Here is a 23,376-nt window from a genome sequence, read left to right as displayed (position 1 = left end):
CCTTGGCGAGATAGTCTTGGTCGCATTCGGCCGACGAGCGAGATAGACAGCCTCGATGTTTGGACTTTTTCTTTTCATGCGCTGCAGCCGTCGGGCTCTCGACCGCGTTTTCACCCGGTTTGTTCCCGTGACGCTGGCTGTCCTGCTGAGCGGTTGCTCAAGCGTGGGCTATTACGGTCAGCTGGCCGAAGGGCAATGGCAGCTGTTGCGGGCACGCCAGCCGCTGGATCAGGTGATTGCAGACCCGGCCACCAGCCCGGCCTTGCGTCAGCGCCTGCTGTTCGCCGAAAAAGCCCGGGGGTTCGCCAGCACGCAACTGAAGTTGCCGGACAACGGCAGTTATCGGGTGTATGCGGATCTCGGCCGGCCATACGTGGTGTGGAACGTGTTCGCCACCCCGGAGCTGTCATTGCAGCCGGTGACCCATTGTTTCCCCATCGCCGGTTGCGTGGCCTATCGTGGCTACTACCGCCAGGGTGCCGCCCGCGGAGCGGCGGCGCTGATGCGCCAGGAGGGGATGGATGTCTATGTCGGGGGCGTGGAGGCCTACTCCACCCTGGGCTGGTTCGACGACCCGATTCTTTCGACCATGACCGGCTGGGGCGAGGAGCGCCTGGCCACGGTGATTTTCCATGAGCTGGCGCATCAGCGCTTCTACGTTCCGGACGATACCGAGTTCAACGAATCGTTCGCGTCGTTTGTCGAGCAGGAAGGCACCCGGCAATGGCGCGCGGCGCGCGGGTTGGCGGCGGTCGAGGACGGCGGCGTGGCGCAGCGCGAGCAATTTACCCGCTTGGTGCTGGCCAGCCGCGAGCGACTGCAAGCGATCTATGCGGGACCCTTGGATGAGGCAGGCAAGCGTGCGGCCAAGCAGGCTGAGTTCGAGCGGTTGCGACGGGAATACCGGGAGGCGCGGGATCGGAATTGGGGCGGGGATCGGCGCTTCGATGCCTGGATACTCGCGCCGTTGAACAATGCAAAGTTGCTGCCGTTTGGATTATATGACCAATGGGTGCCGGCGTTTTCGCAGCTGTTCAAAGAGGTTGGTGGGGATTGGCTGCGGTTTTATGAGCGAGTAGAACAGTTGGGTCAGATGCCCATTGATAGGCGCAAGGCACAGTTGGAGCGTTTGATGCCATCGCGGGGCAAGCCCGCTCCCCCGCTGGCATCTGATCATGGCGTGGGAGCGGGCTTGCCCCGCGATGGGGTCAGCGTGTAAAGCCCTGGTGCAGCTCAGCCAGCGTCTCGAAATGGAACGCCGGCGCCTCAGCCACGAGTTCTTCCCGGCTGCCGAACCCATAGCCCACCGCGACGGCCTGCAAACCGTTGCTGCGCGCACCGATCAGGTCATGCTTGCGATCCCCGATCATCAAGGTCTGCGTCGGATCCAGCCCCTCCTCGTCCAGCAGGTGGCGAATCAGTTCCACCTTGTTGGTCCGCGTGCCATCGAGCTCACTGCCGTAGATCACCTTGAAGTGATGGTCGAAGGCGAAATGACGGGCGATTTCGCGGGCGAACTCCCAGGGTTTGGAGGTGGCGATGTACAGGGTGCGGCCCTGGTCATTGAGTGCTTGCAGCAACTCGGGGACGCCGTCGAACACCAGGTTTTCGTACAGCCCGGTTACCTTGAAGCGCTCACGGTAGAAGTTCACCGCGTCCCAGGCCTTGGCCTCGTCGAAGGCATAGAACTGCATGAACGCCTGCAGCAAGGGCGGGCCGATGAAGTGCTCGAGGCGGGTAAGGTCCGGCTCGTCGATGCCCAGCTTGGCCAGCGCGTACTGGATCGAGCGGGTGATGCCCAGGCGCGGGTCGGTCAGGGTGCCGTCGAGGTCGAAGAGGATGTTTTGCTGGTGCATGGTGTTCTCTGCAGTCGAATTCATTCCGGGCGGTCGTAGCCTTCGGCCAGGTGCTGGTCCTTGAGCTTGACGTAGTTGCCGGCGCTGTAGGGGAAGAACGCGTGTTCCTGCTCGCTCAACAGGCGCACCTGCTTTACCGGGCTGCCCATGTACAGGTAGCCGCTGACCAGGCGCTTGCCGGGTGGCACCAGGCTGCCGGCGCCGATGATCACTTCGTCCTCGACGATGGCGCCGTCCATGATGGTGCTGCCCATGCCGACCAGGATGCGATTGCCCAGGGTACAGCCATGCAGCATGACTTTGTGACCGATGGTCACCTCGTCGCCTATGATCAGTGGGTAGCCATCGGGGTTGAAGGGCCCGGCGTGGGTGATGTGCAGCACGCTGCCGTCCTGCACGCTGGTGCGCGCGCCGATACGGATGCGGTGCATGTCGCCGCGCACCACGGTCAACGGCCAGATCGAGCTGTCCTCGCCGATCTCGACGTCGCCGACGACCACCGCCGAACGGTCGACGAAGGCCCGTGGTCCCACTTTCGGCGTGTGTTCCCGAAACGTGCGGATGGCCATGATAGTGTTCCTCTGCAATGCCGATAGGCAGGCTGCCTGCTGCGGTCGGCGTCGATTGTAATTAAGATGGTCCCGTGTTTCTCCTGCCAAGGTACCCGAACCGTGAGTGCGAACAACCCGCTGCTGCAGTCCCATGATCTGCCGCCCTTCTCGGCGATTCGCGCCGAGCATGTGCTGCCGGCGATCGAGCAGATCCTCGCCGACAACCGCAAGGCCATCGCCGAGATCCTCGAAAAGCAGGGCAAGAACCCGACCTGGGCCGGCCTGGTGCTGGCGATGGACGAACTCAACGATCGCCTGGGCGCCGCCTGGAGCCCGGTCAGCCACCTCAACGCGGTGTGCAACAGCCAGGAACTGCGCGAGGCCTACGAGTCATGCCTGCCGGCCCTGAGCGCCTATTCCACCGAACTGGGCCAGAACCGTGCCCTGTTCGAAGCGTATGAAGCCCTGGCCGCCAGCCCTGAAGCCGCCAGCTTCGACGTGGCGCAGAAGACCATCATCGATCACGCCCTGCGCGATTTCCGCCTGTCGGGCATCGACTTGCCGGCCGACAAGCAGCAGCGCTACGCCGAGGTGCAGAGCAAGCTCAGCGAACTGGGCAGCCGCTTCTCCAACCAGCTGCTCGACGCCACCCAGGCCTGGACCAAGCACGTCACCGACGAAGCCGCGCTGGCCGGCCTGACCGACTCGGCCAAGGCGCAGATGGCCGCCGCAGCGCAGGCCAAGGGCCTGGACGGCTGGCTGATCACCCTGGAGTTCCCCAGCTACTACGCAGTGATGACCTACGCCAGCGACCGCGCCCTGCGCGAAGAGCTGTATGCCGCTTACTGCACCCGTGCCTCCGACCAGGGCCCGAACGCTGGCCAGTTCGACAACGGCCCGGTGATGGAAGAGATCCTCGACCTGCGCCAGGAACTGGCCGGGCTGCTGGGTTACAAGAACTTCGCCGAGCTGAGCCTGGCCACCAAGATGGCCGAATCCAGCGACCAGGTGCTGAGTTTCCTGCGCGACCTGGCCAAACGTTCCAAGCCATTCGCCGCCCAGGACCTGGAGCAGCTCAAGGCCTATGCCGCCGAGCAAGGCACCCCCGAGCTGGCCAGCTGGGACGCCGGGTACTTCGGCGAGAAGCTGCGCGAGCAGCGCTACAGCGTGTCCCAGGAAGCGCTGCGCGCCTACTTCCCGATCGACAAGGTGCTGTCCGGCCTGTTCGTCATCGTGCAGCGCCTGTACGGTATCGAGATCAATGAGCTCAAGGGCTTCGATAGCTGGCACCCGGACGTGCGCCTGTTCGAGATCAAGGAAAACGGCCAGCACGTCGGCCGCTTCTTCTTCGACCTCTATGCCCGCGCCAACAAGCGTGGCGGTGCCTGGATGGATGGCGCCCGCGACCATCGCCGCACCGCCAATGGCAGCCTGCAGAGCCCGGTGGCCAACCTGGTGTGCAACTTCACCCCCGCCACGCCCGGCAAGCCCGCGCTGCTTACCCACGACGAAGTCACCACCCTGTTCCACGAGTTCGGGCACGGCCTGCACCACCTGCTGACCCGCATCGAGCATGCCGGTGTGTCCGGCATCAACGGCGTGGCCTGGGACGCGGTGGAGCTGCCGAGCCAGTTCATGGAGAACTGGTGCTGGGAGCCCGAGGGCCTGGCGCTGATCTCCGGCCACTACGAGACCGGTGAGGCATTGCCCCAGGACCTGCTGGACAAGATGCTCGCGGCGAAGAACTTCCAGTCCGGCATGATGATGGTGCGCCAGCTGGAGTTCTCGCTGTTCGACTTCGAGCTGCACGCCACCCATGGCGACGGCCGCAGCGTGCTGCAGGTGCTCGAGGGCGTGCGTGACGAGGTCTCGGTGATGCGTCCGCCGGCCTACAACCGCTTCCCCAACAGCTTCGCGCACATCTTCGCCGGCGGTTATGCGGCGGGTTACTACAGCTACAAGTGGGCCGAAGTGCTGTCGGCCGACGCCTTCTCGCGCTTTGAGGAAGAAGGTGTGCTCAACGCCGAGACCGGCCGCGCCTTCCGCGAAGCCATCCTGGCCCGTGGCGGTTCCCGCGAGCCGATGGTGCTGTTCGTCGACTTCCGTGGCCGCGAGCCTTCCATCGATGCATTGTTGCGCCACAGCGGCCTCACCGAGGACGCGGCGGCATGAGTGAGGTAGCTGTGAGCAAGAGCAAGCGACGCTTCATCGCCGGGGCGGTTTGCCCGGCGTGCAGCGAGATGGACAAGCTGATGATGTGGAACGAGGACGGTGTGCCGCACCGTGAGTGCGTGGCCTGTGGGTTCACTGACACCCTGAACGAACAAGGCCTGTCGGTACCCAGCGAGCTCGGCACCCGGGTCAATCACCTGGCGCCGAAAGCGCCGCCGGCCAAGGTGCAGACTGTGCAGTTCTTCCCCAATCCGAAGCTGAAGAAGCCGCAGGATTGAAGGTAAAGCGCTGGGCAAGCGCGCTTCCACGCACGCACAGCGTGGGAGCGGGCTTGCCCCGCGATAATCGGCTGTAGCCATCCTGCTGGTCTAGGATTACTGTATGAATGAACAGTAATCCGAGTTGTCATCATGAAACCAGCCCCCATTCGCGGCCGCGGCACTGCCGACAATCCGCAAAACCGCTTCGCTCCGAGCGTTTCAGTGGCCGAGGACGATGGCTGGTACCAGGAAGTCCCACTCACCCAGGGCACCGAGGTGCGGGTCGAGACGGCCAAGACCATCATCGCCCGCAATACCTCCCCTGACCTGCCCTTCGACCGCTCCATAAATCCGTATCGCGGCTGCGAGCACGGTTGCATCTACTGCTATGCGCGCCCCAGCCATGCCTACTGGGATCTCTCTCCCGGCCTGGACTTCGAAACCAAGCTGATCGCCAAGACCAACGCCGCCGAGGTGCTCGAGCAGCAACTGAGCAAGCCTGGCTACGTCTGTGCGCCGATCAACCTGGGGTCCAACACCGACCCTTATCAGCCCATCGAGCGCGAACAACAGCTGACCCGGCGCCTACTCGAAGTTCTGCTGCGTTACCGCCACCCAGTGACCATCGTCACCAAGGGCTCACTGGTGCTGCGCGACCTGGACCTGCTGAGCGAGCTGGCCAGCCAGCGCCTGGCGCGGGTGATGATCAGCCTCACCACCCTGGACGATGAGCTCAAGCGCACCCTCGAACCACGTGCTGCCGCTCCAAAGGCGCGCTTGCGCGCTATTCGCGTGCTGCGTGAGGCCGGTGTGCCGGTGGGCGTGCTGTGTTCACCGATGATCCCGATGATCAATGACAGCGAACTGGAGCACCTGCTAGAGGCGGCGAAGGAGGCCGGCGCGCAGAGCGCGGCGTACATGATGCTGCGCTTGCCGCTGGAGGTGGCACCGTTGTTCGAGCAGTGGCTGCACGATCACTACCCGCAGCGGGCCACGCATGTGCTGAGCCTGATTCGTCAGAGCCGGGGTGGTGAACTGTACGACAGCCGATTCGGTGCGCGGATGCGCGGTGAAGGGGTGTTCGCTGACTTGCTGGCGCAGCGCTTTCGCAAGGCGGCCAGGCGGCTGGGGTTCGAAGGGCGGGAGGACCTGGCGCTTGATTGCAGTGCCTTCTGCCCTCCCGGTGCACAGATGGCACTGTTCTAGCCAGCGGCTCGTTCAATCGGGAAGGCGAGCCCTACCTATAAGTACAACTAAAGCAACCCAACAATTTCACTCATGAAGGTTGGCAACTGATGCTTTTTTGCTATTATCCAATGCTCCCCTCGCCTATCCAGAACGCCCGTTCTAGAGCCTGCGCAATTAAGTTTCAGTTAAGTTTCCTACGCTAGCGTGAGTCATGAGTCAGCAATGACTGTGATTATTTACCCGTGCGCGTCATCTAAATCCCCGCGTCACCCCAATCTTTCCCCGGTAACATGGAATTCACTTTCAAACCGTCAAGAGGATGAATCATGCCCGTCAAGGACCCCTCCAAGGCCGTCCCGGCTGCACCCGCCGAAAGCGCTGATGCCGCCATGAAGCATATCGTCGACGGCTTCCTGCGGTTTCACACCGAAGTCTTTCCCGAGCAGCAAGAGCTGTTCAAGAAACTGGCTACCGCGCAAAAGCCGCGGGCCATGTTCATCACCTGCGCAGACTCGCGCATCGTCCCCGAACTGATCACCCAGAGCTCGCCCGGCGACCTGTTCGTGACCCGTAACGTCGGCAACGTGGTGCCGCCCTACGGCCAGATGAACGGCGGTGTATCGAGTGCTATCGAGTACGCCGTGCTGGCGCTGGGCGTGCACCACATCATCATCTGCGGTCACTCCGACTGCGGCGCGATGCGAGCGGTACTCAACCCGCAGTCGCTGGCGAAGATGCCGACCGTTTCCGCCTGGCTGCGCCATGCCGAGGTAGCGCGGACCGTGATCGAGGACAACTGCTCCTGCGGCAGCGAGCACGAAAGCATGCAGCTGCTGACCAAGGAAAACGTCATCGCCCAGCTGCATCACCTGCGTACCCACCCCTCGGTCGCTTCGCGCCTGGCCGCCGGGCAGCTGCATATCCATGGCTGGATCTACGACATCGAAACCAGCCAGATCGAAGCTTACGATGCCGCCAGCGACCGCTTCCTGCCGCTGACCGCAGGCGAGTCGATCCCTTCTGCCACACCGAGAGGCCGCTACTAAGCGACCCCAACACGCTGAACAAGCCTTGATTGCCGGCTGCACCCGATGGGTGCGGCGCGGCCTTCGCCTGCCTTGAATCTTCCTGAATGCCGTGCCGGCAGACCCGCTGGCGGCCCACGCCTGCGCGTCGTTCAGGCTTCCCCGTGCTAGCGGCCAGCGGAATGGCCGTGAATCTAGAAAGGAGCTACATGGTGAACATGACACAGATAAAGGCGGCCCTGCCGCGTGAGTTGCTGGCCTCGGTGGTGGTCTTCCTGGTGGCCCTGCCCTTGTGCATGGGCATCGCCATCGCCTCGGGCATGCCGCCCGCGAAGGGGCTGATCACCGGGATCATCGGTGGCATCGTCGTGGGTTTTCTCGCCGGCTCACCGTTGCAGGTCAGCGGCCCGGCGGCGGGCCTGGCGGTGCTGGTGTTCGAGCTGGTGCGCCAGCATGGCGTGGCCATGCTCGGGCCTATCCTGCTGCTGGCCGGCCTGCTGCAACTGCTGGCCGGGCGCTTGCGTCTGGGCTGCTGGTTCCGGGTCACCGCGCCAGCAGTGGTATACGGCATGCTTGCCGGGATCGGCGTGCTGATCGTGCTGTCCCAAGTGCACGTGATGTTTGACATGGCGCCTCAGCCATCGGGTGTGGATAACCTGCTGGGCTTTCCGGCGACGCTGGCCTCGGCCCTGCCGCTGGAAAGCGCAGGCGCCGGTTGGCAGGCTGGTGCGCTGGGCTTGGGCACCATCGCCATCATGTGGGGTTGGGAGCGCTGGCGCCCGCAACGCCTGCGCTTCATTCCCGGTGCCTTGCTCGGTGTGGCGGCAATGACCGCTGTCAGCTTGTGGCTGGCACTGCCGGTCAACCGCGTGCAGGTACCTGCGGACCTGTCCGAGGCCATTGACTGGCTGCGCCCGGACGACCTGCTCAAGCTGGCCGACCCTACCCTGCTGGTGGCGGCCTTTGCCCTGGCCTTCATCGCCAGCGCCGAGACCTTGTTGTCCGCAGCGGCAGTCGATCGCATGCACAGTGGCCAGCGCTCGGATTTCGACCGTGAGCTGTCGGCGCAGGGTATCGGCAACATGCTCTGCGGCGTGCTTGGCGCGTTGCCGATGACCGGGGTGATCGTGCGCAGCTCGGCCAACGTCCAGGCTGGTGCGCAGACGCGGGCCTCGGCGATCTTCCATGGGCTCTGGTTGTTGGCCTTCGTGGTGGCGCTGAGCAGTGTGCTGCAGCAGATCCCGGTGGCCAGCCTGGCCGGGGTTCTGGTCTATACCGGCATCAAGCTGGTCGACTTCAAGGCGTTCCGCGGCCTGGGCCGCTATGGGCGGATGCCGATGTTCACCTATGCGGCGACTGCACTGGCGATCATCTTCACCGACCTGTTGACCGGCGTATTGCTGGGCTTTGCCCTGACCCTGCTGAAGCTGGCGCTGAAGGCGGCGCGGTTGAAGATCAATCTGGTGGCATTGGGTACGCCGGGGCACATGGAACTGCGCCTGAGCGGCGCGGCCACCTTCCTCAAGGTGCCGGCGCTGACCCAGGTACTGGATACCGTGCCGGAAGGGACCACGTTGCATGTGCCGCTGGGCAACCTGAGCTATATCGACCATTCCTGCCTGGAACTGCTGGAGGATTGGGGGCGCAGTGGCGCGGCCAAGGGCTCGCGGCTGGTACTGGAGCAGCGGCGTCTGAAGCGGCGGGTCGAGGGGCGGTTGCGGACTACGGCGGGAGTTGGCGCTTAGGGTAAGTCTGTAGCGGCCTATCGCTGGGCAAGCCCGCTCCTACGATCGAGTTCGTGGGAGCGGGCTTGCCGCGACTAGGTAGGATCAAGTCAACTCAGGCCGACTGGCTCAACTCCACGCCGAGCTGGCGCGACAGGCACGGCCAGCGTTTCCAGGCCTCTCCGGTTTCCGGGTTCGACAGCTTGTCGCGATAGCGCTCCACTGACTCCACGGCAAAGCTCTCGTCATTGAGCATCTCGTCCACCGAGTGATGTACCACCTCATCGAGCTGGTTGGCGAAGGTCTCGCCGATCAGCTGGTGGGCGATCAGGTTGGCGACCGTGGTATCCACCGGAATCAGCGGTTGCTGGAAATGGCGGATATACAGGTCGTTGACCTCCTCGACCAGGCGATGCGCCAGGTAGGCCTCGTCCAACAGGCAATCCAGCCCGACCTGCCCGTCCATCACGCTCGGCGGCTGCAGGAAATAGGCCTCGGCAATCTTCAGCACCGGCTTGATCTGCGACTCGATGCCGGCCTCGAGGGCCACGGTGTGCGCGGCTTCGAGCAGTTCTGGAACCTCGTTGATGTAGGCGCCGACGAAGCGGGCCAAAGTACCCTGGGCGTCCTGCTGGGGTAGGTGGATCGAAGGGTGCAGGTGTGGCAGTTGCTTCTCGAGACGGTTTTTCAGTTGGCCTGTGCGGCTCTCGTGTTGATGGGCGTTTTCGATCTGCTCGCGTACAGCAGCGATGTTCATGACAACTCCAGGGACAAGGCGTTACAAACGGAAGACACTAAGTTAGCTTGCTTACGAGAATCGCTAAGACGCATTTGTTATATCGCTTAGGTGCGTGTAGGAAATTGGCTATATCAATGTGCCATTATTGTGCTCCAGCCCAGTATTCATGCGCCTTCCAGCGCAAACGTTTGGTTGCGTGAAGATCATTTCAGTCCCTGCGTTGCGCCCCATTGGTCGGTGTCTATACTCCGCTTGAAACGTGATTCGTTGATGAGGCCCGACTGCCTTAAGCAGGGGGCTCGGTCGTCGAAGCCAGGCAGTCTTGGCCACCGTTCCCCCCTTTGTCGTAGCAGGTCGTCCACGCCTCCGGGACTACAAGAACGATAAGGGGAACCCGCAATGATGCGACATCCACATGTCTGGATGGGCCTGTTGCTGTGGTCATTGTTTGGTCAGGCACAGGCAGCATGGACGGTGAACATGGCGCCCGGGGCGACGGAAGTCTCCCACGCGGTGTTTGACCTGCACATGACCATCTTCTGGATCTGCGTGATCATCGGCATCGTGGTGTTCGGCGCGATGTTCTGGTCGATGGTCATTCACCGCCGCTCAACCGGGCAGAAGGCCGCGCACTTCCACGAGCACACCTGGGTCGAGATCCTCTGGACCGTCGTGCCCTTCCTGATCCTCGTGGCCATGGCCATCCCGGCCACCAAGACCCTGATCGACATCTACGATGCCAGCGACTCGGACATCGACATCCAGGTCACCGGTTACCAGTGGAAATGGCACTACAAGTACCTGGGCCAGGACGTCGAGTTCTTCAGCAACCTGGCTACCCCCGCCGAGCAGATCCACAACAATTCACCGAAGGACGAGCACTACCTGCTCGAAGTCGACCAGCCGCTGGTACTGCCGGTGGGCGCCAAGGTGCGCTTCCTGGTGACCGCCGCCGACGTCATCCATTCCTGGTGGGTGCCGGCCTTCGCGGTCAAGCGTGACGCCATCCCCGGCTTCGTCAACGAGGCCTGGACCCGGGTCGAGAAGCCCGGGATCTACCGCGGCCAGTGCACCGAGCTGTGCGGCAAGGACCACGGCTTCATGCCGGTGGTGGTCGAGGTGAAATCCAAGGCCGACTACGACTCCTGGCTTGGCGAGCGCAAGGTCGAGGCGGCCAAGCTCAAGGAACTGACCAGCAAGGAATGGACCCTCGAAGAGCTGGTGGCACGTGGCGACAAGGTCTACCACACCACCTGCGTGGCCTGTCACCAGGCCGAGGGCCAGGGCCTGCCGCCGATGTTCCCGGCCCTCAAGGGCTCGAAGATTGCCACCGGGCCCAAGGAAGCGCACCTGGGCATCGTCTTCCACGGCAAGCCGGGCACCGCCATGGCGGCATTCGGCAAGCAGCTTTCGGAAGTCGATATCGCCGCGGTGGTCACCTACGAGCGCAACGCCTGGGGCAACAACAAGGGCGACATGGTCACGCCGAAGGACGTGTTGGCGCTCAAGCAGGCCGAAGCGCAATGAGCCGGGCTACCCGCGGCAGTCAGTGGATTGCAGGAGACAGGACATGAGTGCAGTGATCGACGACCACGCCCACGGTCATGAACACGCCCACGGCCCGGCCAAGGGCCTGATGCGCTGGGTGCTGACCACCAACCACAAGGACATCGGCACGATGTACCTGTGGTTCGCCTTCACCATGTTCCTGCTCGGCGGCTCGTTCGCCATGGTGATCCGCGCCGAGCTGTTTCAGCCCGGCCTGCAGATCGTGGAGCCTGCGTTCTTCAACCAGATGACCACCATGCACGGGCTGATCATGGTGTTCGGCGCGGTGATGCCGGCCTTCGTCGGCCTGGCCAACTGGATGATCCCGCTGATGATCGGCGCGCCAGACATGGCCCTGCCACGAATGAACAACTTCAGCTTCTGGCTGCTGCCGGCGGCGTTCCTGCTGCTGGTCTCGACCCTGTTCAGCCCCGGTGGCGGGCCGAACTTCGGCTGGACCTTCTATGCCCCGCTGTCGACCACCTACGCCCCGGCCAGCGTGACCTTCTTCATCTTCGCCATCCACCTGATGGGCATCAGCTCGATCATGGGCGCGATCAACGTGATCGCCACCATCCTCAACCTGCGCGCCCCCGGCATGACCCTGATGAAAATGCCGCTGTTCGTCTGGACCTGGCTGATCACCGCGTTCCTGCTGATCGCGGTGATGCCGGTGCTGGCCGGCGTGGTGACCATGATGCTGATGGATATCCATTTCGGCACCAGCTTCTTCAGCGCGGCCGGCGGCGGTGACCCGGTGTTGTTCCAGCATGTGTTCTGGTTCTTCGGGCACCCCGAGGTGTACATCATGATCCTGCCGGCCTTCGGCGCGGTCAGCTCGATCATCCCGGCGTTCTCGCGCAAGCCGCTGTTCGGCTATACCTCGATGGTCTACGCCACCGGGGCGATCGCCTTCCTGTCGTTCATCGTCTGGGCCCACCACATGTTCGTGGTCGGCATCCCGGTGGTGGGTGAACTGTTCTTCATGTACGCCACCATGCTGATCGCCGTGCCCACCGGGGTGAAGGTGTTCAACTGGGTCAGCACCATGTGGGAAGGCTCGCTGACCTTCGAGACGCCGATGCTGTTCGCCATCGCCTTCGTCATCCTGTTCACCATCGGCGGCTTCTCCGGGCTGATGCTGGCCATCGCGCCTGCGGACTTCCAGTACCACGACACCTACTTCGTGGTTGCCCACTTCCACTACGTGCTGGTGCCGGGGGCGATCTTCGGCATCTTTGCCTCGGCCTATTACTGGCTGCCGAAATGGACCGGGCACATGTATGACGAAACCTTGGGCAAGCTGCACTTCTGGCTGTCGTTCGTCGGCATGAACCTGGCCTTCTTCCCCATGCACTTCGTCGGCCTGGCCGGCATGCCCCGGCGCATCCCCGACTACAACCTGCAGTTCGCCGACTTCAACATGGTCTCGTCGATCGGCGCCTTCATGTTCGGTGCCACGCAGATCTTCTTCCTGTTCATCGTCATCAAGTGCATTCGCGGTGGCGCGCCGGCACCGGCCAAACCCTGGGACGGCGCCGAGGGGCTGGAGTGGTCGATCCCTTCACCTGCGCCTTACCACACCTTCCAGACGCCGCCGGAAGTGAAGTAGGAGCTTGCCCATGGACGGCTTGTCGCTCAAACGCCTGGTCAGCCGCCTGCTGATGCTGACCGTGGTGATGTTCGCCTTCGGCTTTGCCTTGGTGCCGATCTACGACGTGATGTGCAAGGCCTTCGGCATCAACGGCAAGACCGGCGGGCAGTACGCGGGCACCCAGGTGAGCGACCCGACCCGTTCGGTGCGGGTGCAGTTCATGTCGACCAATGCCGGTGACATGAGCTGGGAGTTCCACTCCACCGCCGACCAGATCGAGGTCAACCCGGGGGCGGTGAACCAGATGATCTTCGTGGCCCGCAACCCGACCAACCAGCCCATGAGCGCCCAGGCCATCCCCAGCATCACTCCCGCCGAGGCTGCGGCGTACTTCCACAAGACCGAGTGCTTCTGTTTCACCCAGCAGGTTCTGCAGCCGGGCGAGCGCATCGAGATGCCGGTGCGCTTCATCGTCGACCGCGACCTGCCGGAATCGGTGAAACACCTGACCCTGGCCTACACCCTGTTCGACATCACCGCTCGCCACCCCCCGGTCGCCCAAGCCGCGACCGAGGGCGCCCGTTGAGGGAAGGAGATACGTCATGGCAAGCCACGAGCATTACTACGTACCGGCGCAGAGCAAGTGGCCGATCATTGCCACGATCGGCATGTTCATCACCGTATTCGGGCTCGGCACCTGGTTCAACGACCTCAAGGCCGGCCACCCGGAGTCCCACGGGCCGCTGATTTTCTTCGTTGGCGCGCTGTTCCTGGCCTACATGCTGTTCGGCTGGTTCGGCGCAGTGGTCAAGGAAAGCCACGCCGGGCTCTACAGTGCGCAGATGGACCGCTCGTTCCGCTGGGGCATGAGCTGGTTCATCTTTTCCGAGGTGATGTTCTTCCTGGCCTTCTTCGGCGCGCTGTTCTATGTGCGGGTGCTGGCCGGGCCGTGGCTGGGGGGCGATGGGGCCAAGGGCGTGACGCACATGCTCTGGCCCAACTTCGAGTTCGTCTGGCCGCTGCTGCATACGCCGGACCCGAAACTGTTCCCGCCACCGAAGGAGGTTATCGATCCGTGGCACCTGCCGCTGATCAATACCATCCTGCTGGTGAGCTCCAGTGTGACCGTGACCATCGCCCACCACGCCCTGCGCAAGGGGCACCGCGGCACGCTGAAGCTGTGGCTGGGGCTGACGATCCTGCTGGGGCTGGCGTTCCTCGCCCTGCAGGCCTACGAGTACCACGAGGCCTACAACAAGCTCGGGCTGACTCTGGGCTCGGGCATCTACGGCGCGACGTTCTTCATGCTTACCGGGTTCCACGGCGCGCACGTGACCTTGGGCACGCTGATCCTGTTCGTGATGTTCTGCCGGGTGCTGCGCGGGCACTTCGACCCGGACAAGCACTTCGGTTTCGAGGCGGCGAGCTGGTACTGGCACTTCGTCGATGTGGTGTGGGTGGGGTTGTTCATCTTCGTGTATGTCCTGTAGTGCGGCTTCGCGGGTGATCGCGGCTGAAGCCGCTCCTACAGGGATGGTGTGAATTCAGAAAGGTGCGTGCGACACCAGTTGCCCACTGATCAGGCCCCAGGCCACCAGGGCGATGGTCAGGGTGGCGAGAGCGACGCGCACGGTAAGGGCCTTGAGCAGGCGGGTCGACTGGTCATCGTCCTTGACCAGGAACACCAGGCCACTGAACAGGCTGGCGATGGTGGCCAGCAGCATCAGGACAATCGCGGCCTTGAGCATGGCGACACTCCGGGGGATGAGGTGATGGATACAAGTATAGCGCTCGACCTCAAGAGGCCCTGGTGAAGCCGTTTCGCCCAGGCCTGGTACCGACCCTGGTGGTGCTTGCGCTGCTGCCGGGGTTGATCGCGCTCGGCTGCTGGCAACTGCGGCGCGCCGACGAAAAGCGTGACTTGCTGGCCACCTACACCGAACGCCAGATCGAGGCGTCGGTCAGCGCTGACCGGTTGCGCCAGCTGCCGGACCCGGCGTTCTACCCCGTGCACCTGTATGGCCGGTTCGATGCCGGTCACAGCCTGCTGCTGGACAACCAGATGCGTGACGGCAAGGCCGGCGTCGAGCTGTTGCAGCCCTTCCACGACCAGGCCAGCGGCCTGTGGTTGCTGGTCAATCGCGGCTGGCTGCCGTGGCCCGACCGTCGTGTGCCGGTGCGCTTCGACACGCCCAGCCAGGCGCTGGCGCTGGACGCCACGGTCTACGTGCCACCGGGCAAGACCTTCCAGCTGCACCCGGACAACCCCGACGGCCAGTGGCCGCAACTGCTGACGGCAATCGAACCGGCCGGGCTCTGGCAGCAACTGGGCCGTGAGGGCTTTGCCCAGGAACTACGCCTGCAGCCAGGCCCTGCCGCCTACCGCCTGGACTGGCCGGTGGTCGCCATGGGCCCGGAAAAGCACCAGGGCTATGCCGTGCAGTGGTTCGCCCTGGCGAGCGCGTTGGTACTGCTTTACCTGTATTTCGGCTGGCATCACAACGACAAGGAGAACCGCCATGGCCGCCGCCACGAGTCCACTGGACGTGCCTGACCGCCGCAAGCCCCGCGGGCGCCTGCAACTGCTGTTGATCCTGTTCGTCGTGCTCGGGCCGATGATCCTTGCCACCAGCATGTACAAGCTCAAGTTCTGGGTACCGGAGGGGCGCAGCTATCACGGTGTGATGATTGGTAATGGCGAGGGCCGGGCGGATATCGGCATCGATGCCCAGGACGAGCGCTGGCAGCTGTTGGTCAGCGCCCCGGGCGCCTGTGTCGAGGACTGCCGGCAACTGGTGTACCTGGCCCGACAGATCCAGGTCGGCCTGGGCCGCGATGCCAGCCGCGCCAGCCATGCCCTGGCGGCGGCCCAGCCGCTGGCCGCTGACTACCAGGCGTTGCTGGGCCGTGAATACCCGCAGTTGCAACGCTATCCGCTGGACGCCCAGCGCTATATCCAGAAGGTCGGCGACACTGCCCCGCAACTGTGGATCGTCGATCCTCACGGCAACCTGGTGCTGCGCTACGACGCCAAGGTCAAGGGCAAGCATGTGCTGGACGACCTGCGTCACCTGCTCAAGCTGTCCAACATCGGCTAGGAGGCTGCCATGGCCAGACCCGGATTCCGCCTTGCTGTGTGCGCCACGCTGCTGGCGCTGCTGGTCGTGTTGCTCGGCGCCTACACTCGCCTGACTCATGCCGGTCTTGGCTGCCCCGACTGGCCGGGGTGCTACGGCTTCATCAGCGTGCCCAAGACCGATGCCCAACTGGCCCATGCCGAGCTGCACTTCCCTGAGCACCCGGTGGAGGAAGCCAAGGGCTGGGCAGAGATGGTCCATCGCTATTTCGCCGGCAGCCTGGCACTGGTGATCGCACTGCTTGCCTTCCAGGCTGTACGCCGGCATGCCCATGACGGCCAGCCCTACCGCCTGCCAGTGTTGCTGCTGGGGGTGGTGCTGGCCCAGGCGGCGTTCGGCATGTGGACGGTGACACTGAAACTGTGGCCCCAGGTGGTGACCGCGCACCTGCTTGGCGGGTTCACCACGGTGAGCCTGCTTTTCCTGCTATCCCTGCGTCTATCCCGGGCCTTTGCGCCCTTGCCGAAACTGCCGTTGAGCCTGCGACGGATCGCGGCGCTGGCGCTTTTGGTGGTGATCGGCCAGATCGCCCTGGGGGGTTGGGTCAGCGCCAACTACGCGGCGGTGGCCTGTATCGACCTGCCTACCTGCCATGGTCAGTGGTGGCCGGCGGCGGACTTCAGCAACGGCTTCCACCTGACCCAGCACGTCGGCCCCAATTACCTGGGCGGGCAACTGGACAGCGATGCGCGCACGGCGATCCATGTCAGCCACCGGCTCGGCGCGATGATGGTGCTGGCGGTACTGCTGTTGCTCAGCTGGAAGTTGCAGCGCAATGGCCTGGGCGGCCTGGCGCGTCTGGTATTGCTGGCGCTGACGCTGCAGCTGGGCCTGGGCATCAGCAACGTATTGTTCCACCTGCCGCTGGGCGTGGCCGTTGCCCACAACGCTGGCGGTGCGCTGCTGCTGCTGACCATGGTGCTGGTGAACTACCGCATCCGCGTGGTCGACAAGGTCCGAGTAGGGCATGGCTGGCGCCTGACGCCGGTGACCGGGGCGCAACTCACTCATCACATGAGGAACGATTCGTGGCGACGGTTCTGAGCACGGAACGCCAGCGCGCCGGGTGGCGCGACTATCTGGAACTGACCAAGCCGAAGGTGGTGGTGTTGATGCTGATCACCTCGCTGGTGGGGATGTTTCTCGCCACCCGCGCAGGGGTGGCCTGGAGCGTCCTGCTGTTCGGCAACCTGGGGATTGGCTTGTGCGCGGGTGCCGCGGCGGCGGTCAACCACGTAGTCGATCGCCGCGTCGATGCGCTGATGGCCCGCACCCACAAGCGCCCGCTGGCCCAAGGCCGGGTCGCGCCCATGCCGGCACTGCTGTTCGCCTTGCTGCTGGCCGTGGCGGGGATGGTTTTGCTGCTGGCGTTCACCAACCCCCTCACCGCCTGGCTGACCCTGGCCTCGCTGCTGGGTTACGCGGTGCTCTATACCGGCTTTCTCAAGCGGGCCACGCCGCAGAACATCGTGATCGGCGGCCTGGCCGGGGCCGCGCCGCCATTGTTGGGCTGGGTAGCGGTCAGCGGGCACCTGGGCGCCGAGCCCCTGCTGCTGGTGCTGATCATCTTTGCCTGGACACCGCCGCACTTCTGGGCCCTTGCGATTCATCGCAAGGAGGAGTACGCAAAAGCTGATATTCCCATGCTCCCCGTTACCCATGGCGAGCGTTACACTGCCCTGCATATCCTGCTCTACACCTTGATATTGCTGGCCGTGAGCCTGTTGCCCTATGCCATACACATGAGCGGCCCGCTGTACCTGGCCTGTGCCCTGGGGCTGGGCCTGCGCTTCCTGCACTGGGCCTGGGTGTTGTACCGTGGCACCCGGCCGCACGCGGCGATCAAGACGTTCAAGTACTCTATCGGCTACCTGTTCGCCCTGTTCATCGCGTTGCTCGTAGACCACTACCTGTTGCTGAACCTATGACCCGAACCCAGAAAACCGTCTTCATCCTCGTTGCCCTGGTCGCGCTGATCATGGGCCTGACCGTCAACAAGGTGCTCAACGACCGTGGTCAGTTGAACCCCACCGAACTGATCGATGCCGGCATCATCCTGCTGCCGCAGAGCCGTACCGTGCCGGACGTGACCATGACCGACCAGAACGGCCAGCCGCTGGTGCTGGACCAGCTCAAGGGCAAGTGGTCATTGCTGTTCTTCGGCTACACCTACTGCCCGGACATCTGTCCGACCACCCTGGCCCAGCTGCGCCAGGTAAAGAGCGAACTGCCCAAGGAGGCGCTGGAGCGTCTGCAGGTGGTGCTGGTGAGCGTCGACCCGAACCGCGACACGCCGAACCAGCTCAAGCAGTACCTGGGCTATTTCGACAAGGATTTCGTCGGGGTGGCGGGCTCGATCGAGGATACCCAGAAATTGGCCAACGCCTTGAGCATCCCGTTCATCCCGGCCGATACCAGCAAGCCCGGGTATACCGTGGATCACAGCGGCAACCTGGCGGTGGTCGGGCCTGATGGGCGTCAGCGCGGGTTCATTCGAGCGCCGTTCAACAACCAGAAGCTGGTGGCGCAGTTGCCGGGGCTGGTCAAGCGCGATTGAGATATTTGGGCCTGCTGCGCAGGCCTTTCGCCGGCAAGCCGGCTCCCACAATCGTGCAGTCTCTGTGGGAGCCGGCTTTCCGGCGATAGGGCCTCGAAGCGGCCCCGGGATGCAGGCTTAGAACGCAGGAACCACAGCGCCCTTGTACTTCTCGGTAATGAACTGCTTCACCTCAGGCGAGTGCAGGGCCTGTACCAGCTTCTTCACCGCGTCCGCGTCCTTGTTGTCCTCGCGGGTCACCAGGATGTTCACGTACGGAGAGTCCTTGCCTTCGATGGCCAGGGCGTCTTTTTCCGGGTTGAGCTTGGCTTCCAGCGCGTAGTTGGTGTTGATCAGGGCGGCATCGACCTGGGTCAGCACACGTGGGATGGTGGCGGCTTCCAGTTCCCGGAACTTCAGGTTTTTCGGGTTCTCGGCGATGTCCTTGATGGTCGACAGGATGTTCGTGTTGTCCTTGAGCTTGATCACCCCTGCCTTGTCCAGCAGCAGCAGGGCGCGGCCGCCGTTGGTGGCGTCGTTGGGAATGACCACGGCGGCGCCGGAAGGCAGTTCGTCGAGCTTCTTGACCTTGGTCGAATACACGCCCAGCGGCTCGATGTGCACGCCGGCGACGCTTACCAGGTGAGTACCCTTGGCCTTGTTGAACTCATCCAGGTACGGCTGGTGCTGGAAGAAGTTGGCGTCCAGGCGCTTTTCCGAAACCTGCACGTTCGGCTGGATGTAGTCGGTGAACTCCTTGACCTTCAGCTCCACGCCTTCCTTCGCCAGCTGTGGCTTGACGAAGTTGAGGATCTCGGCGTGCGGCACCGGGGTGGCGGCGACCGTCAGGGTCTCGGCGTGGGCCGAGAAGGCCGCGACCGCGGCGACAACAGCAAGCAGCTTCTTCATTGATCACTCCTTGTGAGGGCCGCGACGGCCCCCGAACGGGTCGGCCGGGCCGACCCCATTGGGGTTACTTACGGGAAAAATGCACGACCAGTTTGTCGCCGATCATTTGCAGTACCTGGACCAGGATGACCAGCAGCACCACGGTGACGATCATCACGTCGGTCTGGAAGCGTTGGTAGCCGAAGCGGATCGACAGGTCACCCAGGCCACCGGCCCCGACCACGCCGGCCATGGCGGTGTAGGACACCAAGGTGATGGCGGTCACGGTGATGGCGGCGATGATGCCCGGCATCGCTTCAGGCAGCACGGCCTTGAAGATGATCTGGCGGGTGGTGGCGCCCATCGACTGGGTAGCCTCGATGATGCCGCGGTCCACCTCGCGCAGGGCGGTTTCCACCAGCCGCGCGAAGAATGGCGTGGTCCCCACCACCAGCGGCGGGATGGCACCGGCAACGCCCAGCGAGGTGCCGGTGATCAGCACCGTGATCGGGATCATCACGATCAGCAGGATGATGAACGGCACCGAGCGCACGATGTTGACGATGGTCGCCAGCACTGCGTAGACCTTCTTGTGCTCGAACATCTGCCGTGGGCTGAACAGGAACAGCACGACGCCCAGTGGCAGGCCCAGCAGGATGATGAAGGCCAGTGAGATGAACAGCATGACCATGGTGTCGTTGGTCGCCTGCCAGATCTCGACCCAGTCGACGTTGGCGAAATAGCTGAGGATGTCCATCAACGCAGTACCTCCATATGTACGTCAGCTGCAGTGAAGCGGGCGAATGCCGCCTCCATGTCTCCACCGATCAGGGCAAGGGTCAGCTGGCCATAGGGGATGTCCTTGATGCGGTCGATGCGCCCGGCAAGGATGCTGTAGTCCACGCCGGTTTCGCGGGCCACGGTGCCCAGCAGCGGCGCGTAGGTGGCGCAGCCCTGGAAGGTCAGGCGCACGATGCGCCCCGGCACATGGGCGAAATCGTCGCGTTGCTCGTTCTCGTCGACCTGCTCGTCTTCCTGGACGAAACGCTTGGTGGTGGCGTGCTGCGGGTGCAGGAACACGTCGGCCACCGGGCCCTGCTCGACGATCTGCCCGGCATCCATCACCGCCACGCGGTCGCAGACCCGGCGGATCACGTCCATCTCATGGGTGATCAGCACGATGGTCAGCTTCAGCTCGCGGTTGATCTCGGCCAGCAGTTGCAGCACCGAGGCGGTGGTCTGCGGGTCGAGGGCGCTGGTGGCTTCGTCGCACAGCAGGATCTTGGGGTTGGTGGACAGGGCGCGGGCGATGCCGACGCGCTGCTTCTGCCCACCCGACAGTTGCGCCGGGTACTTCTTCGCGTGCTCGGAAAGGCCGACACGGGCCAGCAGCTCGGTGACGCGCTTGTCGATCTCGCCACGCGACAGCTCGCCCGCCAGCACCAGCGGCAGGGCGACATTGTCGGCGACGGTCTTGGAGGCCAGCAGGTTGAAGTGCTGGAAGATCATGCCGACCTGCTGGCGGAAGCGCCGCAGCTGGTTCGAGTCGAAGGCGGTGACGTCCTCACCGTCGACCACGATCTTGCCGCCGGACGGCTCCTCGAGACGGTTGATCAGGCGCAGCATGGTGCTCTTGCCGGCACCGGAGTGGCCGATCAGGCCGAACACCTGGCCATCTTCGATGGTCAGGCTGGTCGGGTTCAGGGCCGGGATATCCCTACCGGCGACGCGGTAGGTCTTGTGGACATTTTGAAACTCGATCACTGAGCGAACCTTGTGGGGCGCATGGAATTTGGGTCAGCGGTTAGCCGGGGCGCGCATTTTAGCCTTTTCCCCTGCGTGTTCTTAGCATTTATTTCGTCACGCTCCAATCCAATCGGCATAACGCGACGGTCGGCAATCCGATTGAACGCATCCGACGGCGGCCCAGTCACTAATTGAACAAGCCCGAACGGGCAGCCTGAAGACTGATGAGGAGAGCCTAAGATGCCCAGCAAGACGCCGCAGGCGCCACAGCCCAGCCCTGTCGCCGGCACCGACACCCCGGACAAGGCCAACACCAACGCCAAACTGCAGAGCCTGGAGGCGTTTCGCAGCGACGCCAGCGGCCAGGCGCTGCGCACCAATCAGGGGGTGAAGGTCGCCGACAACCAGAACAGCCTCAAGGCCGGTGCCCGTGGGCCTTCGCTGCTCGAAGACTTCATCATGCGCGAGAAGATCACCCACTTCGACCATGAGCGCATCCCCGAGCGCATCGTCCATGCCCGCGGGACCGGCGCCCATGGCTACTTCCAGAGCTACGGCTGCCATGCCGAGCTGACAAAGGCCGGTTTCCTGCAAGATCCCGAGAAAATCACCCCGGTGTTCGTACGCTTTTCCACCGTGCAGGGTCCGCGTGGCTCGGGCGACACGGTGCGCGACGTGCGCGGCTTTGCGGTGAAGTTCTACACCGATGAAGGCAACTTCGACCTGGTCGGCAACAACATGCCGGTGTTCTTCATCCAGGACGCGATCAAGTTTCCCGACTTCGTCCACGCGGTCAAACCCGAACCGCACAACGAGATGCCCACCGGTGGCTCTGCCCACGACACCTTCTGGGACTTCGTGTCGCTGGTGCCGGAATCCGCGCACATGGTCATGTGGGCGATGTCCGACCGGGCCATTCCGCGCAGCCTGCGCATGATGGAAGGCTTTGGCGTGCACACCTTCCGGTTGATCAATGCCCAAGGCGTGGCCAGCTTCGTCAAGTTCCACTGGAAGCCGCGCCAGGGCGTGCACTCGGTGCTGTGGGACGAAGCCCAGAAGCTTGCCGGCAAGGACACCGACTATCACCGCCGCGACCTGTGGGAAGCGATCGAGACCGGGCATTATCCGGAATGGGAGCTGGGCGTGCAGATCGTGCCGGAGGCCGACGAGCACAAGTTCGACTTCGACCTGCTCGACCCGACCAAGATCATCCCCGAGGAGCTGGTGCCGGTGACGCCGCTGGGCAAGATGGTGCTCGACCGCAACCCGGACAACTTCTTCGCCGAAGTGGAGCAGATCGCCTTCTGCCCCGGGCACATCGTGCCGGGCATCGACTTCAGCAATGACCCGTTGCTGCAGGGCCGGCTGTTCTCCTACACCGACACCCAGATAAGCCGCCTGGGCGGACCGAACTTCCACGAGATCCCGATCAACCGCCCCGTCGCACCCAATCACAGCAGCCAGCGCGATGCCATGCACCGCATGACCATCGACAAGGGCCGGGCGTCCTACGAGCCCAACTCGATCGATGGCGGCTGGCCGAAGGAAACGCCGCCCGCCGCGCAGGATGGGGGTTTCGAGAGTTACCAGGAACGTATCGATGCGAACAAGATCCGCCAGCGCAGCGAGTCGTTCGGCGACCATTTCTCCCAGGCGCGGCTGTTCTTCCAGAGCATGAGCCCCACCGAGCAGCAGCACATCATCAAGGCCTACAGCTTCGAGCTGGGCAAGGTTGAGCGCGAGGCGATCCGGGCGCGGGAAGTGAACGAGATCCTGGCCAATATCGATCTCAAGTTGGCGGCAGCGGTGGCGGCCAACCTCGGTCTGCCGGCGCCGAAGGCCGGCACGGTCAAGGTCAAGGGCAGCAAGCCGGCGCAGTCAAAGGCCTTGAGCCAGATGAACCACCCCGGGAACATCGGCATCAGTGGGCGCAAGATCGCCATCCTGGTGGCTGGCGGCGTGGATGACGCGAGTGTCGACAAGGTGGTCAAGGCGCTAGAGGCGCAAAGTGCGCGCCCCATGCTGCTGGGGCCGACGTCGGCACCCGTGAAGACTGCCGCTGGCAAGCAGCTGCCGGTGGATGCATCGATGGAGGGCATGCCCTCGGTGATGTTCGACGGGGTGTGGGTGCCGGCGGGCAAGGCTTCGCTGGAGGCGCTGGAAAACAGCGGCGTGGCCAAGCACTTCCTGCTCGAGGCTTACAAGCATCTCAAGCCCATGGGCGTAGCCAGTGACGGCAAGCTGCTGCTGAACAAGCTGGGGCTCAAGGAAGATGCGGGGCTGTTGCTGGGCGATGACCAGAAGGCGCTCGAGGCCTTCTTCAAGGCAGTCGAGGGGCACCGGGTGTGGGCGCGGGAGGCGGCTGCCGAAGCTATTCCTGCATAATCGGGGGGGCTGCTTTGCAGCCCATCG

Annotated in this window: 23 protein-coding genes; 16 read left to right on the top strand and 7 right to left on the bottom strand. The window is 63.8% G+C overall.

The window, feature by feature from the left end:
* The first annotated feature begins 76 nt into the window (after window positions 1-76).
* On the top strand, window positions 77-1,219 hold the full coding sequence (locus KHO27_RS22035) for an aminopeptidase (RefSeq protein WP_111532033.1): 1,143 nt from the start codon (window positions 77-79) through the stop codon (window positions 1,217-1,219).
* On the opposite strand, the gene KHO27_RS22030 is transcribed toward KHO27_RS22035, so the two are convergent.
* Complete coding sequence (locus KHO27_RS22030) at window positions 1,209-1,856, bottom strand: HAD family hydrolase (RefSeq protein ID WP_111532034.1); 648 nt, start codon at window positions 1,854-1,856, stop codon at window positions 1,209-1,211. The two genes, KHO27_RS22035 and KHO27_RS22030, sit on opposite strands and share 11 nt — an antisense overlap.
* Before the next feature lie 20 nt (window positions 1,857-1,876).
* Window positions 1,877-2,425, bottom strand: coding sequence for a gamma carbonic anhydrase family protein (locus KHO27_RS22025; protein WP_110696935.1), 549 nt, complete (start codon window positions 2,423-2,425; stop codon window positions 1,877-1,879).
* A 102-nt stretch (window positions 2,426-2,527) separates the two neighbouring features.
* On the opposite strand from KHO27_RS22025, the gene prlC reads away from it, so the two are divergent.
* The 5 genes from prlC to KHO27_RS22000 all read left to right on the top strand — a co-directional run bounded on the left by prlC (window position 2,528) and on the right by KHO27_RS22000 (window position 8,797).
* Complete coding sequence (gene prlC, locus KHO27_RS22020) at window positions 2,528-4,579, top strand: oligopeptidase A (RefSeq protein WP_046853599.1); 2,052 nt, start codon at window positions 2,528-2,530, stop codon at window positions 4,577-4,579.
* Window positions 4,576-4,857: a YheV family putative zinc ribbon protein gene (locus KHO27_RS22015; RefSeq protein ID WP_102682995.1), complete on the top strand. Its 282-nt coding sequence runs from the start codon at window positions 4,576-4,578 to the stop codon at window positions 4,855-4,857. Before prlC ends, KHO27_RS22015 begins: the two co-directional genes overlap by 4 nt.
* A 132-nt stretch (window positions 4,858-4,989) precedes the next feature.
* Window positions 4,990-6,045: a PA0069 family radical SAM protein gene (locus tag KHO27_RS22010; protein WP_502937578.1), complete on the top strand. Its 1,056-nt coding sequence runs from the start codon at window positions 4,990-4,992 to the stop codon at window positions 6,043-6,045.
* Between the two features lie 308 nt (window positions 6,046-6,353).
* Window positions 6,354-7,073, top strand: a complete 720-nt coding sequence (locus tag KHO27_RS22005) for a carbonic anhydrase (protein ID WP_102682997.1) — start codon at window positions 6,354-6,356, stop codon at window positions 7,071-7,073.
* A 188-nt stretch (window positions 7,074-7,261) separates the two neighbouring features.
* Window positions 7,262-8,797 carry a SulP family inorganic anion transporter gene (locus tag KHO27_RS22000; protein ID WP_371926767.1) on the top strand — a complete coding sequence of 512 codons (1,536 nt, stop codon included), beginning with the start codon at window positions 7,262-7,264 and terminating at the stop codon, window positions 8,795-8,797.
* A 94-nt stretch (window positions 8,798-8,891) separates the two neighbouring features.
* Here KHO27_RS22000 and KHO27_RS21995 read toward each other — a convergent pair whose 3' ends face one another.
* Complete coding sequence (locus KHO27_RS21995) at window positions 8,892-9,533, bottom strand: hypothetical protein (protein ID WP_214500770.1); 642 nt, start codon at window positions 9,531-9,533, stop codon at window positions 8,892-8,894.
* A gap of 381 nt (window positions 9,534-9,914) precedes the next feature.
* On the opposite strand from KHO27_RS21995, the gene coxB reads away from it, so the two are divergent.
* The 4 genes from coxB to KHO27_RS21975 are packed head-to-tail and all read left to right on the top strand — an operon-like array spanning window position 9,915 to window position 14,147.
* The gene (gene coxB, locus KHO27_RS21990) at window positions 9,915-11,042 is read left to right on the top strand and encodes a cytochrome c oxidase subunit II (protein ID WP_214500769.1); all 1,128 of its coding nucleotides are present in this window, start codon (window positions 9,915-9,917) and stop codon (window positions 11,040-11,042) included.
* 43 nt (window positions 11,043-11,085) lie between these two features.
* Entirely contained in the window at window positions 11,086-12,675 is a 1,590-nt protein-coding gene (ctaD, locus tag KHO27_RS21985) for a cytochrome c oxidase subunit I (RefSeq protein WP_023628965.1), read from the top strand.
* Between the two features lie 10 nt (window positions 12,676-12,685).
* Window positions 12,686-13,243: a cytochrome c oxidase assembly protein gene (locus KHO27_RS21980; protein ID WP_102683000.1), complete on the top strand. Its 558-nt coding sequence runs from the start codon at window positions 12,686-12,688 to the stop codon at window positions 13,241-13,243.
* 16 nt (window positions 13,244-13,259) lie between these two features.
* On the top strand, window positions 13,260-14,147 hold the full coding sequence (locus KHO27_RS21975) for a cytochrome c oxidase subunit 3 (RefSeq protein WP_110696955.1): 888 nt from the start codon (window positions 13,260-13,262) through the stop codon (window positions 14,145-14,147).
* A gap of 54 nt (window positions 14,148-14,201) precedes the next feature.
* Here the strand turns inward: KHO27_RS21975 and KHO27_RS21970 are convergent, their stop codons facing one another.
* Window positions 14,202-14,405: a twin transmembrane helix small protein gene (locus KHO27_RS21970; RefSeq protein ID WP_023628968.1), complete on the bottom strand. Its 204-nt coding sequence runs from the start codon at window positions 14,403-14,405 to the stop codon at window positions 14,202-14,204.
* Window positions 14,406-14,467: 62 nt separating this feature from the next.
* Between KHO27_RS21970 and KHO27_RS21965 the strand changes: the two genes are divergently transcribed.
* The 5 genes from KHO27_RS21965 to KHO27_RS21945 are packed head-to-tail and all read left to right on the top strand — an operon-like array spanning window position 14,468 to window position 18,351.
* On the top strand, window positions 14,468-15,211 hold the full coding sequence (locus tag KHO27_RS21965) for an SURF1 family protein (protein WP_111531933.1): 744 nt from the start codon (window positions 14,468-14,470) through the stop codon (window positions 15,209-15,211).
* A complete protein-coding gene (locus KHO27_RS21960) occupies window positions 15,177-15,755 on the top strand; it encodes a PA_0111/PP_0108 family redox-active disulfide protein (RefSeq protein WP_111531934.1) in 579 nt (192 codons plus the stop codon). The genes KHO27_RS21965 and KHO27_RS21960 overlap by 35 nt, the downstream gene beginning before the upstream one ends.
* 9 nt (window positions 15,756-15,764) lie before the next feature.
* On the top strand, window positions 15,765-16,838 hold the full coding sequence (locus tag KHO27_RS21955; protein ID WP_111531935.1) for a COX15/CtaA family protein: 1,074 nt from the start codon (window positions 15,765-15,767) through the stop codon (window positions 16,836-16,838).
* The gene (cyoE, locus tag KHO27_RS21950; protein ID WP_214500768.1) at window positions 16,823-17,722 is read left to right on the top strand and encodes a heme o synthase; all 900 of its coding nucleotides are present in this window, start codon (window positions 16,823-16,825) and stop codon (window positions 17,720-17,722) included. The genes KHO27_RS21955 and cyoE overlap by 16 nt, the downstream gene beginning before the upstream one ends.
* Window positions 17,719-18,351 (top strand): SCO family protein, encoded by a 633-nt coding sequence (locus KHO27_RS21945; protein WP_028688687.1) that lies wholly within the window; start codon window positions 17,719-17,721, stop codon window positions 18,349-18,351. The genes cyoE and KHO27_RS21945 overlap by 4 nt, the downstream gene beginning before the upstream one ends.
* Window positions 18,352-18,468: 117 nt before the next feature.
* Here the strand turns inward: KHO27_RS21945 and KHO27_RS21940 are convergent, their stop codons facing one another.
* The 3 genes from KHO27_RS21940 to KHO27_RS21930 form a co-directional block, all read right to left on the bottom strand.
* A complete protein-coding gene (locus KHO27_RS21940) occupies window positions 18,469-19,239 on the bottom strand; it encodes a MetQ/NlpA family ABC transporter substrate-binding protein (RefSeq protein WP_102683007.1) in 771 nt (256 codons plus the stop codon).
* A gap of 64 nt (window positions 19,240-19,303) precedes the next feature.
* Window positions 19,304-19,975, bottom strand: coding sequence for a methionine ABC transporter permease (locus KHO27_RS21935; protein ID WP_023632566.1), 672 nt, complete (start codon window positions 19,973-19,975; stop codon window positions 19,304-19,306).
* Window positions 19,975-20,982, bottom strand: a complete 1,008-nt coding sequence (locus KHO27_RS21930; protein WP_110696963.1) for a methionine ABC transporter ATP-binding protein — start codon at window positions 20,980-20,982, stop codon at window positions 19,975-19,977. Before KHO27_RS21930 ends, KHO27_RS21935 begins: the two co-directional genes overlap by 1 nt.
* A 222-nt stretch (window positions 20,983-21,204) precedes the next feature.
* On the opposite strand from KHO27_RS21930, the gene katE reads away from it, so the two are divergent.
* Complete coding sequence (katE, locus tag KHO27_RS21925; protein ID WP_214500767.1) at window positions 21,205-23,349, top strand: catalase HPII; 2,145 nt, start codon at window positions 21,205-21,207, stop codon at window positions 23,347-23,349.
* The last annotated feature ends 27 nt before the right edge of the window (window positions 23,350-23,376 follow it).

This window comes from Pseudomonas sp. RC3H12 (assembly GCF_018596375.1).
GTDB lineage: Bacteria > Pseudomonadota > Gammaproteobacteria > Pseudomonadales > Pseudomonadaceae > Aquipseudomonas.
Note: the sequence above shows the minus strand (reverse complement) of the source record. Positions and strands in the feature narration are given on the sequence as shown.

Bases quoted from the DNA above. Each gene is read 5' to 3' on its own strand.
- KHO27_RS22005 (WP_102682997.1), top strand. From the start codon at position 6,354: ATGCCCGTCAAGGACCCCTCCAAGGCCGTCCCGGCTGCACCCGCCGAA.
- coxB (WP_214500769.1), top strand. From the start codon at position 9,915: ATGATGCGACATCCACATGTCTGGATGGGCCTGTTGCTGTGGTCATTG.
- ctaD (WP_023628965.1), top strand. From the start codon at position 11,086: ATGAGTGCAGTGATCGACGACCACGCCCACGGTCATGAACACGCCCAC.
- KHO27_RS21995 (WP_214500770.1), bottom strand. From the start codon at position 9,533: ATGAACATCGCTGCTGTACGCGAGCAGATCGAAAACGCCCATCAACAC.
- KHO27_RS21940 (WP_102683007.1), bottom strand. From the start codon at position 19,239: ATGAAGAAGCTGCTTGCTGTTGTCGCCGCGGTCGCGGCCTTCTCGGCC.
- KHO27_RS22000 (WP_371926767.1), top strand. From the start codon at position 7,262: ATGGTGAACATGACACAGATAAAGGCGGCCCTGCCGCGTGAGTTGCTG.
- KHO27_RS21935 (WP_023632566.1), bottom strand. From the start codon at position 19,975: ATGGACATCCTCAGCTATTTCGCCAACGTCGACTGGGTCGAGATCTGG.
- KHO27_RS21980 (WP_102683000.1), top strand. From the start codon at position 12,686: ATGGACGGCTTGTCGCTCAAACGCCTGGTCAGCCGCCTGCTGATGCTG.
- katE (WP_214500767.1), top strand. From the start codon at position 21,205: ATGCCCAGCAAGACGCCGCAGGCGCCACAGCCCAGCCCTGTCGCCGGC.
- KHO27_RS22025 (WP_110696935.1), bottom strand. From the start codon at position 2,425: ATGGCCATCCGCACGTTTCGGGAACACACGCCGAAAGTGGGACCACGG.
- KHO27_RS21975 (WP_110696955.1), top strand. From the start codon at position 13,260: ATGGCAAGCCACGAGCATTACTACGTACCGGCGCAGAGCAAGTGGCCG.
- KHO27_RS21955 (WP_111531935.1), top strand. From the start codon at position 15,765: ATGGCCAGACCCGGATTCCGCCTTGCTGTGTGCGCCACGCTGCTGGCG.
- KHO27_RS21945 (WP_028688687.1), top strand. From the start codon at position 17,719: ATGACCCGAACCCAGAAAACCGTCTTCATCCTCGTTGCCCTGGTCGCG.
- KHO27_RS22010 (WP_502937578.1), top strand. From the start codon at position 4,990: ATGAAACCAGCCCCCATTCGCGGCCGCGGCACTGCCGACAATCCGCAA.
- KHO27_RS22035 (WP_111532033.1), top strand. From the start codon at position 77: ATGCGCTGCAGCCGTCGGGCTCTCGACCGCGTTTTCACCCGGTTTGTT.
- KHO27_RS22015 (WP_102682995.1), top strand. From the start codon at position 4,576: ATGAGTGAGGTAGCTGTGAGCAAGAGCAAGCGACGCTTCATCGCCGGG.
- KHO27_RS21970 (WP_023628968.1), bottom strand. From the start codon at position 14,405: ATGCTCAAGGCCGCGATTGTCCTGATGCTGCTGGCCACCATCGCCAGC.
- KHO27_RS21960 (WP_111531934.1), top strand. From the start codon at position 15,177: ATGGCCGCCGCCACGAGTCCACTGGACGTGCCTGACCGCCGCAAGCCC.
- KHO27_RS22030 (WP_111532034.1), bottom strand. From the start codon at position 1,856: ATGCACCAGCAAAACATCCTCTTCGACCTCGACGGCACCCTGACCGAC.